Source organism: Saccharopolyspora sp. NPDC045941 (assembly GCF_056431445.1).
Window position 1 is genome coordinate 1 of record NZ_JBWKKU010000114.1, and the last position, 17281, is coordinate 17281.

The following is a 17281-nucleotide window of genomic DNA, read 5'->3' on the forward strand; positions in this document are numbered from 1 at the left end:
CGAACGGCTCGCAAACCAGGCCATGCGCCCACCGGGACCGAGAGGTAACAACCCTACGCATTAGGGCTGCGGAAGGGATGGTGCCCTAATGAGCACATCCGGTGTCCGCGCCGGCGACGCCGAGCTGGTGCGCGACGCGCTGCGGGTCGCCGCCGAAGCACCATCCACAGGGGACGTTCCGATCGGCGCGGTCGTGGTCGACCAGGCCGGTCGGGTCCTCGCGCGGGCGCACAACCAGCGCGAGGCGCTGCAGGACCCCACGGCGCACGCGGAGATCCTCGCGTTGCGCGCCGCTGCCGCCGTGCACGGCGATGGCTGGCGGCTGGAGGGCTGCACGCTGGCGGTCACCGTCGAGCCCTGCACGATGTGCGCGGGCGCATTGGTGCTGGCCAGGGTGGCCAGAGTGGTGTTCGGCGTGTGGGAGCCGCGGACCGGCGCGGTGGGCTCGCTGTGGGACGTGGTGCGTGATCGCCGGCTCAACCACCGGCCGGAGGTCGTCGGCGGGGTGCTGGCGGACGAGTGCGCCGCGGTGCTCGAGGAGTTCTTCGCCTCGCATCGCGATTAGCAGCCAAGCGTTACAGCTTTCGGCATATTCCACCGGTTCGGGTGACCCCGTCTTCGCCGTGATCGTCATCGCGGCCTGTGACGATTGGTCGGTCCGCCTTCAACTAGGGCGGACTGATCGCGTTGCAGAGGGGTGACGTGGAGCCGAATGATGCAGTTCTGGCCACGCGCATCGCGAATGGGGACACCGGTGCCTTCGAGCTGGTCGTGCGCCGGTACTCCGACGGGATATTCGGGATGTCGCTGCGGATGCTCGCAGACCGGGCCGAGGCCGAGGACGTGGTGCAAGACGTGTTCATGACGGCGTGGCGACGGGCCGGTGAGCTCCTGGAGCCCGCCGCGCTGCGGACCTGGCTGTTCCAGATCGCGCGCCGACATTGCTTGATCGTGCTGCGCCGCCGGCGGATACGCCGCACCGAGCCGGTCGATGCGTTGCCAGAACACCGAGCCGCCGTGGGAGCCGCCACGGTGATCGCCGACCCGCAGCGAGCCGCGGAAGCGGGAGCGGGCGTGCTGGCGCTGCGGCACGCGCTCGCGGGCCTGCCGACCAAGCAGCGCGATGTCTGGGTCCTCGCGGAGGTCGACGGCCTGTCCTACTGCGAGATCGGCCAGCGCGTCGGCGCTGGTGAGCAGGCCGTTCGCGGCCGGCTGTCGCGGGCCCGGGCCAGCCTCGCCGACAGGATGCGTGCCTGGCGGTGACCCCCTGTGCCGGGTCGGATCGGGGACCGGTAGCCTAGTCGGCGGTAGCGTGTCCGAGCGGCCGAAGGAGCACGCCTCGAAAGCGTGTGAGGTTAACAGCCTCCGTGGGTTCGAATCCCACCGCTACCGCTCGACGAAGGGCCGGTCCTGCGATCTGCGGGACCGGCCCTTCGCTTCGTCCAGGGGCGGCCACCTGCGGCATCGACGTCTGGACCTGCACGGGTGGCACGCCACGGCGGGCGAGGAATTCCGGGACGCCGTCGCGTTCACCAGGCGGCACTCCATCCGGTCGCCGGAGAACAGCACGCCTGGCTGCCCAGGACCCGGGGCAACGGCTCGAACAGGAAGCGGGACGCACCGCCCGGCCGTCGCGTCAGCAGCCTCGGCACCAGCGTCGACTTGCCTGTCTACTGATCACCGCAGACCTGCGGGGGCCGGTCGACGCGGGCCGAGGTCGCGTTCGGAGAGGCCCGGCGCGTGCCGATCGTCGTGCCCCGGGTTCACCGTCAGCTCGACCCGCTCCGGCAGCACCTGCACGCCGCTGGTCAGTCGGAGAGGAGCTCGTGGTCGCCCCTTCCCGCGCTGCGGCGTCCGCCCGGTCGCGCGGGTTCCGCTCGGCTTTGTTCACGTGATCGTGTGTCGCGCGTCGCTTCGGGCGGGTAACTTCTCGTCGATCATGTCGCTTGGCGAGGGGAAGCCGAAGTGCGCGTCACGTCACTGCTTGCCGCCACCGGGGTGCTGCTGTCCATCGCGCCCGCGGCGACTGCGGTAGCGCAGCAGCAGGTCCGGATCCACGACATCCAAGGCACCACGCGGGTTTCGCCGCTGGCCGGCCGGCAGGTGACCGGGGTGCCGGGCGTGGTCACCGGGGTGCGCGGCTTCGGCCAGGCCCGCGGTTTCTGGTTCCAGGACAACGCGCCCGACGCGGACCCGCGCACCAGCGAGGGGCTGTTCGTGTTCACTGGCGACCAGACGCCGCAGGTGGCGGTCGGCGACGCGGTCGCGGTCGACGGGCGGGTCGTGGAGTACTACCCGGTGGCCTCGGGCGAGACGCCGGAGACCACGCCGAACCAGTCGGTCACCGAGCTCACCGGAGCGACCTGGCAGGTCACTGGCAAGGGGGCTGTCCCGGCCGAGGCGGTCGGGCCGGAGACGGTCCCGGCGGAGTTCGCGCCGCAGGACGCCAACATCGACAAGCTGGACCTGGAGCCGCAGCGCTTCGCGCTGGACTACTACGAGTCGCGCGAGGGCATGGTGCTGCGCGTGGACGACGCGCGCGTGGTCGGCCCGACCGACGCGTACCGCGCGCTGTGGATCACCAGCAAGCCAGAGCAGAACGCGAACGGCCGTGGCGGCACCACCTACACCGGCTACGACGATGCGAACGCGGGCCGGCTCAAGGTCGAGTCCCTGGCGGACGCGCCGTTCCCCACCGCGAACGTCGGCGACCGGCTGCGCGGCGGCACCGAAGGACCGCTGGACTACAGCCGGTTCGGCGGATACGTGCTGGAGGCCGCGCGCCTCGGCGAGCACGTGCCGGGCGGCCTGCAGCCGGAGACGACGCGGCCGCAGGGCCGCGGCGAGCTCGCGGTCGCCACGTACAACGTCGAGAACCTCGCCGCGGGCGGCGATCCGGCCAAGTTCGCCCGGCTCGCCGAAGGCGTCGTCGACCGGCTCGCGGCGCCGGACATCGTTGCGCTGGAAGAAGTCCAGGACAACTCCGGGCCGACCGACGACGGCGTGGTGGCCGCGGAGGAGACGCTGCGGGAGTTCACCGACGCCATCGAGGCGGCGGGCGGACCGCGCTACCTGTGGCGGCAGATCGACCCGCAGAACAACGCCGACGGCGGCCAGCCCGGCGGCAACATCCGGGTCGCCTTCCTGTACAACCCGGCTCGGGTGTCCTTTGTGGATCGGCCGGGCGGCGATGCGACGACGCCGGTGCACCCCGTGGAGAACGGCTCGCGGCTCGCGCTGAGCGCCTCGCCGGGGCGCATCGCCCCGGCCGACGAGGCGTGGCGGGACAGCCGGAAGCCGCTGGTGGGCGAGTTCCTGTTCCGCGGTGAGCAGGTGTTCGTGGTGGCCAACCACTTCGCCTCCAAGGGCGGCGACCAGCCGCTGCACGGCCGGTTCCAGCCGCCGGCGCGGGTCTCGGAGGAGCAGCGGGTGAAGCAGGCGCAGGCGGTGCGCGGCTTCGTCGACGAGGTGCGGGCCATCGACGACGAGGCCGGGATCGTGGTGCTCGGCGACCTCAACGACTACGGCTTCTCCCCGGCCCTGGCGCCGCTGACCGGGGCGCTGGTACCGCTGGCCGACTCGCTGCCGCCGGCCGAGCGCTACAGCTACGTCTACGAGGGCAACTCCCAGCAGCTGGACCACATCCTGGTGAGCCCGGCGATCACGGCGGAGTACGACGTGGTCCACATCAACGCGGAATTCGCCGACCAGGCCAGCGACCACGACCCCCAGGTGGCCCGCCTGCGGTTCTGAGCTTCCGGTGCTCGTGAGCGTTTTGTGCTGCCATAGCGACACAAAACGCTCACGATCCGTTCTTGTTTCTTTGAAGCGGCGAAGCCTCTTGGCCCACCCTCGCCGCTTGCACCGCCGCGGGTTCTCAGGGGGTTTTCTCGCGAGGACAGCCCCGACGTGGTGAATTGGTCATTCATGAGTCGGGGATCCCACAACGAGAAGACGACCGCAATTCCCGCAGGGGGGCCGCCACCCGCACCGCCACGCAGAACGAGCCTTGGAAATACGCTTTTCAAGGCCGGATGTTCTGGTTCAGGTGGAAGAGGTTGTCCGGGTCGTAGGCCTTCTTCACCTGGACCAGCCGGTCGTAGTTCCCCCGGTAGTTCGCCCTGATCCGGCCCTGGTCGTCGCCGGCCATGAAGTTGACGTACCCGCCCGCCTCGGAGTGCGGTGAAGTCGCGGCGTAGTAGTCGCGCACCCAGGCGATGTTGGCCGGGTTGTCGGCCGGATCGGGCCACATCCCGGCGATCACCGTCGCGAAGTTCGCATCCCGGTAGGCGAATGCGGTGGCATCCGGCGCGACCCGGTGGCAGGCGCCGTTGATCGGGTAGATGTGCACGGTCGAGTTCACCACCGGCACTCGTGGGCCGTGCTCGACGTGCGCGGCGATCATCTCGTCGGTCAGCTCTACGACGAAGTTGGCCTTCCAGTAGTGCTGCAGCCCGGGCGGGACGAGCACGTCGAAAGCCCCGTTGAGCAGGGGATAGGGCATCGGCCCGAGGTGCTCGGCGACGATCGGGGCGATGTCGCGCAGCGGCTGGACGACGGCCGGCCCGGCATCGACGTGCCCGGCCCAGCACGCGACGATCGCGATCAGCGCGTCGCCGTGCCGGTCTTCCGGGATGAAGGGCAGCGGCGGGGCGATCTGGAAGGCGGGGAACGCGCCGAGCTGCTCCGGGGCGTCGGCGATGATCTCGCGGTAGGCCCGCAACACGTTCGGGCTCTGGTCCAGCTCGAAGAAGATCAGTCCGCCGTATATATCGCGCACCGGGGCGAGCCGGTACTCGAACGACGTCACGACGCCGAAGTTGCCGCCTCCACCGCGCAGCGCCCAGAACAGGTCGGCGTGCTGCCGCTCGTCGGCCACGATCAGCTCGCCGCCGGCGGTGACGACGTCGGCTGAGATCAGGTTGTCGCAGGTCAAACCCTGCCCCCGGGCGAGGTGCCCGATGCCGCCGCCCAGCGTGAGCCCACCGATGCCGGTGCTGGAGATGATGCCGCCGGTGGTGGCGAGCCCGAATGCATGAGTCGCGGCATCGACGTCGCCCCAGGTCGCGCCGCCTTCGGCCCGCACGGTCCGCGCACCCGGAACGACGCGCACACCCCGCATCGGCGCCAGGTCGATCACGACCCCGTCGTCGCAGGTCCCGAACCCGGGCACGCTGTGCCCGCCACCGCGCACGGCGAGGTCGAGCCCGTTCTCCCGCGCGTAGTCGACGGCGGCGGCGACGTCCCCGGCGTTGCGGCACCGCACAACGACCTGCGGGTGGCGGTCGATCATGGCGTTGTGCACGCGGCGGGCCTCGTCGAACCCGGGATCGTCCCGGTCGATCACGGCCCCGCGAACCAGCTCCTGCAACTGCGTGACGGTCATACCCACAACCGCAACGGTGCGGCGAACCCATGAGAAGGGAAAGGGACGTACGACCTGCGGAACGCGAAAGAGCCCCGGCCGCGAAATCCGCGGCCAGGGCTCTGACCAGCGGAGGATACGGGATTCGAACCCGTGAGGGCTATTAACCCAACACGATTTCCAATCGTGCGCCTTAGGCCGCTCGGCCAATCCTCCGTGCGGAAGCCTAGCAGGGCGCTGACGATCACCTGGTGCCGGGTTTGGGCAGGCGTTGCGGGCTCGCGGACCGGTCCAGGATGCAGTGCCGGGTCGATGCGGACAGGCGTGGAACCGTCGCCGGTGCTCGCCCAGATCTCCAGCCGGTAGCCGGTGGCTTCGGCGGTCGGTTCGACGGGCTCGCCCACGTTGGCCAGAGACCTTCCGCGTTTCTTCGTCATCGGCCGGTCGGGGGCGATCGCCCTGGTAAGGGCCGGGTTGGGGGCGCTTTGCGCCTCGCCCGAACCGTCGGGGTACACTGTCCGTGGACCTCGTGCGGCGTCCATCCTGTGAACTCCCCCAGGGCCGGAAGGCAGCAAGGGTAAGCGGGCTCTGGCGGGTGCACGGGGTCCCCTTATTTTTCCCGGTCGGCCTCCGGATCAGGCCGCGTTCGGGTTGTCGGGCTCACCGCGTAGGGTTTTGTCCGTGGCGCTCGCCCTTTACCGCAAGTACAGGCCGGCGACCTTCGCTGAGGTCGTCGGGCAGGACCACGTCACCGACCCGCTGCGGACCGCGCTGGCCGCCGGTCGTGTCAACCACGCCTACCTGTTCTCCGGGCCGCGCGGTTGCGGCAAGACCTCCAGCGCTCGCATCCTCGCCCGCTCGCTGAACTGCGCGCAGGGCCCGACCCCCGACCCGTGCGGGGAATGCGACTCGTGCGTCTCGCTCGCGCCCGAAGGCGGCGGCAGCGTCGACGTCGTCGAGCTCGACGCGGCCAGCCACGGTGGCGTCGACGACACCCGCGAACTGCGCGACCGCGCCTTCTTCGCGCCCGCCCAGTCGCGGTACCGGATCTTCATCATCGACGAGGCCCACATGGTCACCACGCAGGGCTTCAACGCCCTGCTGAAGATCGTCGAGGAACCGCCGGAACACCTGATCTTCGTCTTCGCCACCACCGAGCCGGACAAGGTGCTCACCACCATCCGGTCCCGGACCCACCACTACCCGTTCCGGCTGATGCCGCCGGGCGTGATGCGCGACCTGGTCGAGCGGATCTGCCGCGACGAGGGCGTGCAGGTCGAGCCCGCGGTCTTCCCGCTGGTGATCCGGGCCGGTGGCGGGTCCGCCCGCGACACGCTCAGCGTGCTCGACCAGCTGCTCGCCGGGGCGGGGCCCGAAGGCGTCACCTACGAGCGCGCGGTGGCGCTGCTCGGGGTCACCGACGTCGCGCTGATCGACGACATGGTCGACGCGCTCGCGGCGGGCGACGGCGCCGCCGTGTACGGCACGGTCGACCGGCTGGTCGAGGCCGGGCACGACCCGCGCCGGTTCGGCTCTGACCTGCTCGACCGGCTGCGCGACCTGGTGCTGCTCAACTCGGTGCCGGACGCTGCCCAGCGCGGACTCGTGGACGCCGCGGGCGACGAGCTCGCCCGGATGCAGACCCAGGCCGAACAGCTCGGCGCGGCAACGCTCTCCCGGTTCGCCGAGATCGTCCACACTGGACTTTCCGAGATGCGCGGAGCCACCGCGCCCCGGCTGCTGCTGGAACTGCTCTGCGCGCGGATGCTTCTGCCGACCGCATCGGACTCGGAAGTCGCGCTGCTGCAACGGCTTGAGCGCGTCGAGAGCCGCATGACCATCGCGCCGGGCGAGGGAGCCCCTGCCGCCCAGGCTGCTGCTCCTGCCGCCACCGCGCCGGTGGCGGACGGCGACGCGCGGCCGAAGCGCGTCTTCCAGCGGCCGCACGAGCGCGCAGCGCAGGAGGCAGCCGTAGCGCAGCAGCCGGAGGCGCCAGCGCGTCCGGCGCCCGCAGCGGCGGAGCAGCCCGTGTCGGCGGAGCGGCCGGTGACACCGCCGAAGGCGGCTGCCCCCGCGCCTGCGACGCCGCCTCCAGCGGCCGAGCAGGCCCCGCCACCAGCGGCGGAGCCGCGTCCGGCGGCCGCGTCAGCGGCGGAGCCGCGTCCGGCGGCCGCGTCAGCGGCGGAGCCGCGTCCGGTCGCCCCGCCACCAGCGGCGGAGCCGCGTCCGGCTGCTGCGCCAGCGGCGGAGGCTGCCGCGCCGGCACAGGCCGGGTTCGACGCGGCGAAGGTGCGGCAGGTGTGGGCCAAGGTGCTGCAGGCGGTCGCGACGCGGAATCGCCCGACGCAGGCGCTGCTGCTCAACGCCGCGGTTCAGGACCTCAGCGGCGACAACACGCTGGTGCTGTCGATGCCGACCTCCGGGCTGGTCAAGCAGCTCGCCCAGCAGCGACGGCTGGACTTCGTCCGGGACGCGCTGCGCGAGGTCGTCGGCGGCGAGTGGGAGATCCAGTGCGTCGAGGCCGGTGCCGCGCCGCCGCCTGCGGCTCGCCCCGCCGCGCCCAAGCAACCGGTGCAGCGCCGGTCGACCCAGCAGAGCGAGCCCGCCCCGACGAACGGCCAGTCGGCGAATCCTCAGGCCGGCCAGGCGGCCAACGGCCGGAACCCCGCTCGCCCGCAGGCGAGTTCGCCCGCGCGCCAGGGCTCGGTGCCGCGCCCGCCGGAACCGGACGACATCCCGCCGCCGCCCGAGCCGCCGGACGACGAGCCCCCGCCGCCGGACGACGTCCCGCCGCCTCCGGAGCCGCCCAGGCCGCCGGAGCCGGTCTCCGATGACGAGGAAGACCCGGAGAAGATGCTCGCCGAGTCCTCCCCGATGGACGCCAACGCCCAGGTGGGCCGGGACCCGGAAACGGCGGCGGTCGAGCTCTTCGAACGGGAACTCGGCGCCCGCCGGATCGACGACTGAACCACCCCGTCGAGCGGCTCCCGGCTTTCGGAGCCCTCGATTTCGCCTGAAGTCGGGGTGCCGCTTTCGCGCGAAAACGGTGCCCTGCACACCGGACGGCCATGTCCCAGACGCGCCCGCGCGCCGTTCTGGAACGACCCCTTGGGCAGAATCGGGAATGCCGACGCCCACTACCAACGCGGGGCGCCACCACCAACCGTCGGCGCGGGGGCGGTCAGGCTTGTTTCGCCAGGTGGCGGGCCAGGAATTCGAGGGCTCTCGGGTAGGCGTCGAGGCGGTTGGTGCGCTTGGCCAGGCCGTGGCCTTCGTCGTCGTACACCCGCAGCTCGCACTCCAGGCCGTTCGCCCGGACCGCAGTCGCGATCTGCTGGGCCTCCGACAGCGGCACTCTCGGGTCGTTCGCGCCGTGCAGCACGAACAGCGGCGCCGCGATGGACGCGACCCTGGTCAGCGGCGACGCCGAGTGCAGGAATTCCGCGTCCGCCGCGAGCGAGCCGTACTCGCGCTCGCGGTGCGCTCGCCGGTATGCGGCGGTGTTCTCCAGGAACGTGACCAGCGATGAGATACCGACGATGTCGACCCCGGCCGCCCATCGCTCCGGCTGGAACGCCAACCCGGCGAGCACCATGTAGCCGCCGTACGAGCCGCCCCACAGCGCCGCGCGCCCGGCGTCCAGCCCGATCGACGGCAGCCAGTCGTGCAGGTCGCCGAGGTCGGCCACGGATTCCAGCCGGTTGCGGCCGTCGTCGGCCGAGTACCAGCGCTTCCCGTAGCCGGTGGAGCCGCGGACGTTCGGCACCAGCACGGTGTGCCCCTGCGCGACGAGGGCCTGGGCGATCGGGCTGAACGCCCGCACCGCCTGGCTCTCCGGGCCGCCGTGGACGATCAGCACCGCCGATCCGGCCAGCTGCGGATCGGCCTCGTGCGGGGCGAAGACGAAGCACGGCACCTGTTCGCCGTCGCGGGCCGGCACCCGGTGCGAACTCGGTTCGACCAGGCCGTCGAGCTGCGCCGCGGAACCGGTCAGCGACTCGCATTCGCCGGTCGCGGCGTGCACCAGCAGCGCGTCGCCGGGGATCGCAGGGGCGCTGAACGACAGCGCGACGAACCGCGAGTCCGGCGACCAGGTCGGGGCCGGCAGCGGGTACGAACACCAGCCGTCGGCGGGTAATCGGATCGTCCGCAGCAGGTCGCCGGTGGCGGCGTCGTGCAGCGCCAGCCTGCTGGCGCCGTCGTCGTTCGCCTGCACCAGCAGCGTCGAACCGTCCGGCGAGAGCCAGCCGGTGAGGTCGTGCTCGTCGGAGGTCACCAGCCAGTGCCGAGCGCCGGTGCGCGGGTCGATGCGCGCGATCCCGGCGCGGTCCCGGTCGGCGTCGGTGGTGACGACCAGCCCGTCGGGCAGCCAGCCGAGCTGGCCGTGCCGCGCGGGCTCGTCGCGCCCGGTCAGCGCCTGCACTTCGCGGGTTGCGGTGTCGACCAGGAGCAGCCGGTCGGACATCGCGCGGTCGGCGGGCACGGTCAGCGCCAGGTGGCGGCCGTCCGAGGAGGCCGTCGCCTCCAGGACCATGCCGCCCTGGTCGTAGGCGATCGCCTCCGCACCGGTCTCGACGTGGCGGATCACCACGTCGAAGTCCACGCCGTTGCGGCGGTTGGTCGCGTAGACGATCCGGCCGGGCAGGACGTCGAGCAGCCGGTGCACGTGCGCCGGGTCGCGGACCAGCGGCTGCAGGTCGTGCAGCCGCGCCGGGCGGAGGCGCGGTTCGTCCAGGCGCAGCAGGGAAAGCTGGCCGCGCTCGTTGCCGTCGGTGTCGTGCTGCACGACCACGGCGCGTTCGCCGGGCAGGTAGCGGCCGGTGACCGCGCCCGGCAGGGCGGTCAGCGGGGTGGGCTCGCCGTCGGCGAGCTCGACGAGCTGGGTGGATCCGGATTCGTCGGAGCCAGCCAGGACCCGGCCGGTGTCGGCCACGTCGAAGGCCCGCCAGCTGGTCAGTTCGAGCAACCGCACGATGTCCACCGCCATGCGATCACCCTGTCACGCTTCGCCCCCGCCGCCCAGGGGCGCGGACCGCCAGGCAGAGCGGGCCGCGCATTCTCTAGGCTGGTGGCGTAGCCCGAATCGGGGCACGTGCACGCGCCAGCCGGAGGAGGATCACGGTGCAGCCAGGTGGGCAGCCGAACATGCAGGAGATCATGGAACAGGCGCAGAAGATGCAGCAGCAGCTGATGACTGCGCAGCAGGAGCTCGCCGCCGCGGAGGTCACCGGGAGCGCCGGTGGCGGCCTGGTCACGGCGACCGTCAGCGGTGCGGGCGAGCTGAAGGGGCTGTCGATCGACCCGAAGGCGGCCGACCCGGAGGACACCGAGACGCTGGCCGACCTGGTGGTCGCGGCGGTGCGCGACGCCAACCGGGCCGCGCAGGAGCTGCAGGCCGAGAAGATGGGCCCGCTCACCGGTGCGCTGGGCGGCGGTGGCCTCGGCGGTCTCAGCCTGCCGGACATGTGATCGGGAGTGCGGTTTCAATGAGCGTTTTTCATCTTGGCTGGTGACCGCAGCCGCGACGGCTAACGGACGTACCCCGAAAGCAGTCGCATGCGCCGCAGGCGCATAGCCCACCTTCGCAACCGGCACCGCGGCGGGTTCACGGTGCCCACCCCTCCGGGGTTCCCTCGGCGAGGACGGCCCTGACGCCGTGTATTGGTCATACATAAGTCAGGGCACCCACAGCCAGGCGGGCGCTGAGGTTCCGCCACCGGCACCGCCACGCAAAACGAGACTGGAAAAACCTCGATTGAAACTGCGCCGAACCCCTGGAAACGAGCGATAAGTGTACGAAGGTCCCGTTCAGGATTTGATCGATGAGCTCGGCAGGCTGCCGGGCATCGGTCCGAAGAGCGCGCAGCGTATCGCCTTCCACCTGCTCGCGGCCGAGCCCGCGGACGTGACCCGGCTGCAGGAGGTCCTGCAGAAGGTCAAGGAAGGCGTGGTGTTCTGCGACGTTTGCGGCAACGTCTCGGAGGAGACGACCTGCCGCATCTGCCGGGATGCCCGGCGGGACAAGACGTTGGTGTGCGTCGTCGAGGAACCCAAGGACGTGTTGGCGATCGAGCGCACGCGCGAGTTCAAGGGGCGCTACCACGTGCTCGGCGGCGCGCTGGATCCGCTTTCCGGCGTGGGACCGGACCAGCTGCGGGTGCGCGAGCTGCTGGCCCGCATCGGGCAGGACGACATCGCCGAGGTGATCATCGCGACGGACCCGAACACCGAGGGCGAGGCGACCGCGACCTACCTGGTGCGGATGCTGCGCGACTTCCCCGGCCTCTCGGTCACGCGGCTGGCGTCCGGCCTGCCGATGGGCGGTGACCTGGAGTTCGCCGACGAGCTGACGCTCGGGCGGGCCCTCTCCGGCCGCCGCGCGATGTAGCCGCCACGGGACGACGCTTTTTCGAGCTCGTGAGTGCTTTGGACCGCCATAGCGGTCCAAAGCACTCACGAGCTTTTTGCGTCTGACTCGGTGCGGTGAAGACCGGCCGCGAGCGGTACCGCCGGACGTGTCAGGGCATCGCCAGAATCTGTTGCCAGAGCCAGAATTTTCCGCAGTTTTTACCGGTATTCACGGGTTGTTCGACTGTTCTTCCGGAGCGTCCGAGAGGCCCAGCACCCTCGCCCACCTGGGTGAATGCCCGAAATATCGGGTTTTCCTTAGGCGTCCCTAAGTAGTGGGATCGTAACCTCAGGTACCCCAATGGACTCCTAATGCGAGTTAGTCTCACGGAACTCTGAGACCTGAGACACACCGAGGTGCTTCCATGAGTAGAGCTCCATCGCCGCGCCGCGGATCCGGCACGGGACGCCGTGTCGCCACCGCCGGCATCGCCATCGTCGCGGCGACCTCGCTGGCGGCCTGCGCGCAATCGCAGCGCGAGGCAGGTGGCGGCGGTGAAGGCGGCACGCTCACCTTCGGCGCGGCAGGCGCACCCGACCTGTTCGACCCCTTCTACGCCTCCGACGGCGAGACCTTCCGGGTCACCCGCCAGATCACCGAGGGCCTCGTCGGGTTCAAGCCGGGGTCGTCGGACGTCGAACCGGAGCTCGCCGACAGCTGGGAGCACACCCCGGACGGCAAGACCTGGACCTTCAAGCTCCGGCAGGGCGTGAAGTTCCACGACGGCACCGACTTCAACGGCGACGCGGTGTGCAAGAACTTCCAGCGCATGTTCAACCAGACCGGCGCCGGTCAGAACAACGCGCTGTCCTACTACTGGATCGAGAACTTCGGCGGGTTCGCCGACGGCAAGGCCCCGTCGCTGTACCAGTCGTGCGACGCCCCGGACGCGACCACGGCCGTGGTCCACCTGACCCGCGCCAGCTCGAAGTTCCCGGACATCCTCGGGCTGCCGTCGTTCAGCATGCAGTCGCCGACCGCGATGGACCAGTACCAGGCCAACAACGTGCAGGCGCAGGGCGACAGCTTCGTGTACCCCGAGTACGCCAAGGCGCACCCGACCGGCACCGGGCCGTTCAAGTTCGCGTCCTACGACGAGAGCAACGGCACCATCAAGCTGGTCCGCAACGAGGAGTACTGGGGCGAGAAGGCCAAGCTCAACGAGCTGATCTTCCGCATCATCCCGGACGAGACGGTGCGCAAGCAGGAGCTGGAGTCGGGGGCCATCGACGGCTACGACTACCCCAACGCCGCCGACCTCAAGGCCCTGCGCGACGCCGGCAACAACGTCCAGGTCCGCGACCCGTTCAACATCATGTACCTGGGCATCACCCAGAAGAACAACCCGGCGCTGCAGAACCTGAAGGTGCGGCAGGCGCTGGCGTACGCGGTGGACCGGGAGACGCTGGTCAAGGCCAACATGCCGGAAGGCGCCACGGTGGCCACCCAGTTCTACCCGAAGACCGTGGACGGCTACGCCGACGACGTCCAGCAGTACCCGCACGACCCGGCGAGGGCCAAGCAGCTGCTCGCCGAGGCCGGCGCCTCGAACCTCGCGATCAACTTCTACTGGCCCACCGAGGTCACCCGGCCCTACATGCCGGACCCGCAGGGCATCTACAACGCCCTCGCCGAGGACCTGCGCGAGGCGGGCTTCACCGTCAACCCGGTGAGCAAGCCGTGGAACGGCGGCTACATCGACGACGTCGACAACGCCAAGGCCGACATCTTCCTGCTCGGCTGGACCGGCGACTACAACACGCCGGACAACTTCATCGGCACCTTCTTCGGCACGCCGACCAACCGCTTCTACACGGCCGGTGCGCCGTGGGGCGAGGAGCTGGCGACGCAGCTGAAGGCCGCCGACAGCGAGCCGGACGAGGCCAAGCGCAACCAGATGTACCAGGACATCAACCGGAAGCTGATGTCCGAGTACCTGCCCGCCGTGCCGCTGTCGCACTCGCCGCCGGCGATCGTGACCAGCCCGCGGGTGCACGGCCTGCAGACCTCGCCGCTGACCGCCGAGGAGTTCGCGTCGGTGAGCGTCTCGGAGAAGTGAGTTGACCATTTCGCGCGGAACCGGCGCGGCCCCCGCACGGGGACCGTCGGTTTCGCGCGAAATCGCGCGCTCGCTGCCGGACTGACCAAACGGGGGTTTCGTGCTCCGCTTCACCATCCGGCGACTCGCGCAGCTGGCGCTGGTCGTCGTCGTGCTGTCGATGCTTCTGTTCGCCTGGCTGCGGATGCTGCCCGGCGGGCCGGTGTCGGCGTTGCTGGGGGACCGCGCCACGCCCGAGGCGCGGGCCAAGCTGGAAGCCGATCTCGGCATGGACCAGCCCATCTTCGTGCAGTACTGGCGCTTCCTGGGCCGCGCCATCACCGGCGACTTCGGCACGTCGACCGGCGTGCAGCGCGGTTCGCCGGCGCTGGAGGTGTTCCTGACCCGCTTCCCGGCCACGCTGGAGCTGTCGATCCTGGCGCTGCTGCTGGCCGTCGCGGTCGGCATCCCGCTGGGCTACCTGGCGGCCCGCAAGCGCGGCAGCTGGCTGGACAACGTGAGCATCACCTGGTCGCTGATCGGTGTTGCCGTGCCGGTGTTCTTCCTGGCGTTCCTGCTGAAGTTCGTGTTCGCCATCCAGCTCGGCGCGCTGCCCGCCTCCGGCCGCCAGGACGTCGGGCTGAACGGGACGCGGGTGACCGGCTTCTACATCCTCGACGGGTTGCTGACCCGCGAGTTCGACGCCGCGTGGAACTCGTTCGTGCACCTGATCCTGCCGGCCATCGCGCTGTCCACGATCCCGTTCGCGGTGATCTTCCGGATAACCCGGGCCGCCGTGCTGGACGTGATGGACGAGGACTACGTGCGCACCGCGCGGGCGAAGGGCTTGGCGGGCATGGTGATCCGGCGCCGCCACATCCTGCACAACGCGATGCTGCCGGTGGTGACCACGATCGGCCTGCAGACCGGCGCGCTGCTGGCCGGTGCGGTGCTGACCGAGCGGGTGTTCAACATCGCCGGGGTCGGCCAGGCGGTGGCGATCGGCTTCCAGCGCAAGGACTTCCCGGTGCTGCAAGTGGTGATCCTGGCGTCCGCGATGGTGTACGTGCTGGTGAACCTGATAGTCGACCTCTCATATGCGTTGATCGACCCACGACTGCGGACACGGTGAGGTCATGGTGCTGAAAACGCAGCGCAAGGAACGGATCGACGCGCTGGCGGAGACGGCGTCGGACGCCGGGGTGAGCCTGGCCGCGTCGGCGTGGCGGCGGCTGAGGCGCAACCCGGTGTTCGTGGTCGGCGCGGTGATCATCGCCGCGTTCGTGCTGCTGGCGCTGCTCGCGCCGCTGCTGGCCCCGCACGATCCGGCGCAACGCCTGCTGGAACAGCAGGTTTCCCGCGCGGAGAACACGATTCCGCCGCCGCAGGCGGGTTTCCCGCTGGGCGGCGACCAGTACGGCCGCGACCTGTTCTCCCGGCTGCTGCTCGGTTCCCAGCAGACGCTGCTGGTCGCGGTGCTGGCCACCGTGATCGGACTAGGCGGCGGCCTGGTGCTCGGCCTGCTGGCCGGCGCGTTCGGCGGCTGGGTCGACTCGGTGGTCATGCGCGTCGCGGACGTGATGCTGTCGGTGCCGTCGCTGCTGCTGGCGGTGTCGATCGGCGCGTTGTTCGCGCAGCAGACGCAGTTCACCGTGATCCTGGCGGTCGCGATCGTGCAGGTGCCGATCTTCGGCCGGCTGCTGAGAGGCACGATGCTGGCGCAACGAGCCAGCGATCACGTGCTCGCGGCGCGGGCGCTCGGGGTGAAGGAGAGCGCGATCGTGTTCCGGCACATGCTGCCGAACGCGCTCGGCCCGGTCATCGTGCAGGCCACCCTGGTGCTCGCGGTGGCGATCATCGACGCGGCGGCGCTGTCCTTCCTGGGCCTGGGCGCGGCCGACGACTCGGTGCCGGAGTGGGGCCAGATGCTCGGCGGCGCGCAGAACATCATCGATTCGCATCCGCAGCTGGCGTTCTGGCCGGCGGGCTGCATCATCCTGGTCGCGCTCGGGTTCACGCTGGTCGGTGAGTCCCTGCGGGACGCGCTCGACCCGAAGCGCCGGCGCTAAGGAGTGTTTCGAAAGTGGTTTGCGTAGCGGTGCGGGTGGCGGCCCCCCTGCGGGAGTTACCGACGCCGCCTCGCTGTGGGATCCCCGACTCATGTATGTCCAATACACCACGCTGGGGCTGGCCTCGCCGGGAGCCCTTCGGGCGGGCACAGTCTGAGAACCCGCGGCGGTGCAAGGTGAGTCCCGCACCGCAAGCGGCTACCGCCGCTTATGAAACAGACCTAGAGGAGGTGGGGGAACGAATGGCACTGCTGGAAGTCCGCGACCTCTCGGTGGTGTTCGCCCGCAAGGGCGAGCCGCCGATGACCGCCGTGGACGGCATCTCCTTCGACGTCGAACCGGGCCGCACCGTCGGCCTGGTCGGCGAGTCCGGTTGCGGCAAGTCGGTCACCTCGCTGGCGATCATGGGCCTGCTGCCGAGCACCGGCGCCGAGGTGTCCGGGTCGATCGAATTCGACGGCACCGACCTGCTGCAGCTGTCCCGGCGCGAGCTGGACCAGCGCCGCGGCAGCGACCTGAGCATGGTGTTCCAGGACCCGCTGACCTCGCTGAACCCGGTGGTGCCGATCGGCCTGCAGGTGTCCGAGGTCATCGAGCAGCACCGCGGGCTGCCTCGCAAGGAGGCGATGCCGGAGGCCGAGGACCTGCTGCGGCGGGTGGGCATCCCGGACCCGCGGCGGCGGCTCAAGGAGTACCCGCACCAGCTTTCCGGCGGCATGCGGCAGCGCGCGCTGATCGCGATGGCGCTGGCCTGCAAGCCGCGGCTGCTCATCGCCGACGAGCCGACCACCGCGCTGGACGTGACGATCCAGGCGCAGATCCTGAGCTTGCTGGCGGAACTGGTCGCCGAGACCGACACCGCGCTGATCATGATCACGCACGACCTGGGCGTGGTGGCGGGGCTCTGCGACGAGGTGAACGTGCTCTACGCGGGCCGGGTGGTGGAGCGGGCCGCGCGGCACGAGCTGTTCGCCCGGCCGCGGCACCCGTACACGGCGGGCCTGCTGGCCTCGATCCCGCGGCTGGATTCGCCGCGCGGCCAGCGGTTGTCGCCGATCAAGGGCTCGATCAGCGACAACATCCCGTGGGACGCGGGGTGCGCGTTCTGCCCGCGCTGCCCGAACGCGCAGGACGTGTGCGAGCAGCAGACGCCGGACGTGAGCATCGACGTGGGGGCGCGGCTGCTGCGCTGCCACAACCCGGTCCGCGAGACGACGTCGAGCCCGGTGGAGGCGTCATGAGCGCCCCGCTCCCGCACCCCGCTGGTTCTGCCGCAATTTCAATGAGGTTTTTCCAGCCTCGTTCTGCGTGGCGGTGCGGGTGGCGGAACCTCAGAGGCTCCCTGGTCTGTGGGTGCCCTGACTTATGTATGTCCAATACACGGCGTCAGGGCCGTCCTC

Annotated in this window: 12 protein-coding genes, 2 tRNA genes and 1 other RNA gene; 12 read left to right on the top strand and 3 right to left on the bottom strand. The window is 70.6% G+C overall.

Going from position 1 to position 17281, the window contains the following annotated elements; translation table 11 throughout:
• Positions 1–88 precede the first annotated feature (88 nt).
• The 4 genes from AC07FN_RS44365 (at position 89) to AC07FN_RS44380 (ending at position 3753) form a co-directional block, all read left to right on the top strand.
• Positions 89–565 carry a nucleoside deaminase gene (locus AC07FN_RS44365; RefSeq protein ID WP_452613591.1) on the top strand — a complete coding sequence of 159 codons (477 nt, stop codon included), beginning with the start codon at positions 89–91 and terminating at the stop codon, positions 563–565.
• 137 nt (positions 566–702) lie between these two features.
• Positions 703–1263, top strand: coding sequence for an RNA polymerase sigma factor (locus AC07FN_RS44370; RefSeq protein ID WP_478401119.1), 561 nt, complete (start codon positions 703–705; stop codon positions 1261–1263).
• Between the two features lie 43 nt (positions 1264–1306).
• Positions 1307–1392: transfer RNA gene (locus tag AC07FN_RS44375), tRNA-Ser, on the top strand.
• A 573-nt stretch (positions 1393–1965) separates the two neighbouring features.
• Positions 1966–3753, top strand: coding sequence for an endonuclease/exonuclease/phosphatase family protein (locus tag AC07FN_RS44380; protein ID WP_478401120.1), 1788 nt, complete (start codon positions 1966–1968; stop codon positions 3751–3753).
• Positions 3754–4024: 271 nt separating this feature from the next.
• On the opposite strand, the gene AC07FN_RS44385 is transcribed toward AC07FN_RS44380, so the two are convergent.
• Complete coding sequence (locus AC07FN_RS44385; RefSeq protein WP_478401121.1) at positions 4025–5386, bottom strand: FAD-binding oxidoreductase; 1362 nt, start codon at positions 5384–5386, stop codon at positions 4025–4027.
• A 109-nt stretch (positions 5387–5495) separates the two neighbouring features.
• Positions 5496–5581, bottom strand: a tRNA-Ser gene (locus AC07FN_RS44390).
• A 303-nt stretch (positions 5582–5884) separates the two neighbouring features.
• Here AC07FN_RS44390 and ffs point away from each other — a divergent pair.
• An RNA gene (ffs, locus tag AC07FN_RS44395) (signal recognition particle sRNA small type) lies at positions 5885–5979 on the top strand.
• Positions 5980–6046: 67 nt separating this feature from the next.
• Positions 6047–8332: a DNA polymerase III subunit gamma and tau gene (locus AC07FN_RS44400; protein ID WP_478401122.1), complete on the top strand. Its 2286-nt coding sequence runs from the start codon at positions 6047–6049 to the stop codon at positions 8330–8332.
• Between the two features lie 214 nt (positions 8333–8546).
• Here AC07FN_RS44400 and AC07FN_RS44405 read toward each other — a convergent pair whose 3' ends face one another.
• A complete protein-coding gene (locus tag AC07FN_RS44405) occupies positions 8547–10352 on the bottom strand; it encodes a S9 family peptidase (RefSeq protein ID WP_478401123.1) in 1806 nt (601 codons plus the stop codon).
• Positions 10353–10510: 158 nt separating this feature from the next.
• Here AC07FN_RS44405 and AC07FN_RS44410 point away from each other — a divergent pair, with 158 nt between their 5' ends.
• The 6 genes from AC07FN_RS44410 (at position 10511) to AC07FN_RS44435 (ending at position 17122) form a co-directional block, all read left to right on the top strand.
• Positions 10511–10834 (top strand): YbaB/EbfC family nucleoid-associated protein, encoded by a 324-nt coding sequence (locus AC07FN_RS44410; RefSeq protein ID WP_478401125.1) that lies wholly within the window; start codon positions 10511–10513, stop codon positions 10832–10834.
• A gap of 322 nt (positions 10835–11156) precedes the next feature.
• Complete coding sequence (gene recR / locus AC07FN_RS44415) at positions 11157–11753, top strand: recombination mediator RecR (protein WP_132479088.1); 597 nt, start codon at positions 11157–11159, stop codon at positions 11751–11753.
• A gap of 385 nt (positions 11754–12138) precedes the next feature.
• Positions 12139–13833, top strand: a complete 1695-nt coding sequence (locus tag AC07FN_RS44420; protein ID WP_478401124.1) for an ABC transporter substrate-binding protein — start codon at positions 12139–12141, stop codon at positions 13831–13833.
• A 100-nt stretch (positions 13834–13933) separates the two neighbouring features.
• Positions 13934–14944, top strand: coding sequence for an ABC transporter permease (locus AC07FN_RS44425; RefSeq protein WP_452613598.1), 1011 nt, complete (start codon positions 13934–13936; stop codon positions 14942–14944).
• Between the two features lie 4 nt (positions 14945–14948).
• Positions 14949–15881, top strand: a complete 933-nt coding sequence (locus AC07FN_RS44430; protein ID WP_132479082.1) for an ABC transporter permease — start codon at positions 14949–14951, stop codon at positions 15879–15881.
• Between the two features lie 242 nt (positions 15882–16123).
• On the top strand, positions 16124–17122 hold the full coding sequence (locus tag AC07FN_RS44435; protein ID WP_452613599.1) for an ABC transporter ATP-binding protein: 999 nt from the start codon (positions 16124–16126) through the stop codon (positions 17120–17122).
• Positions 17123–17281: the final 159 nt, after the last annotated feature.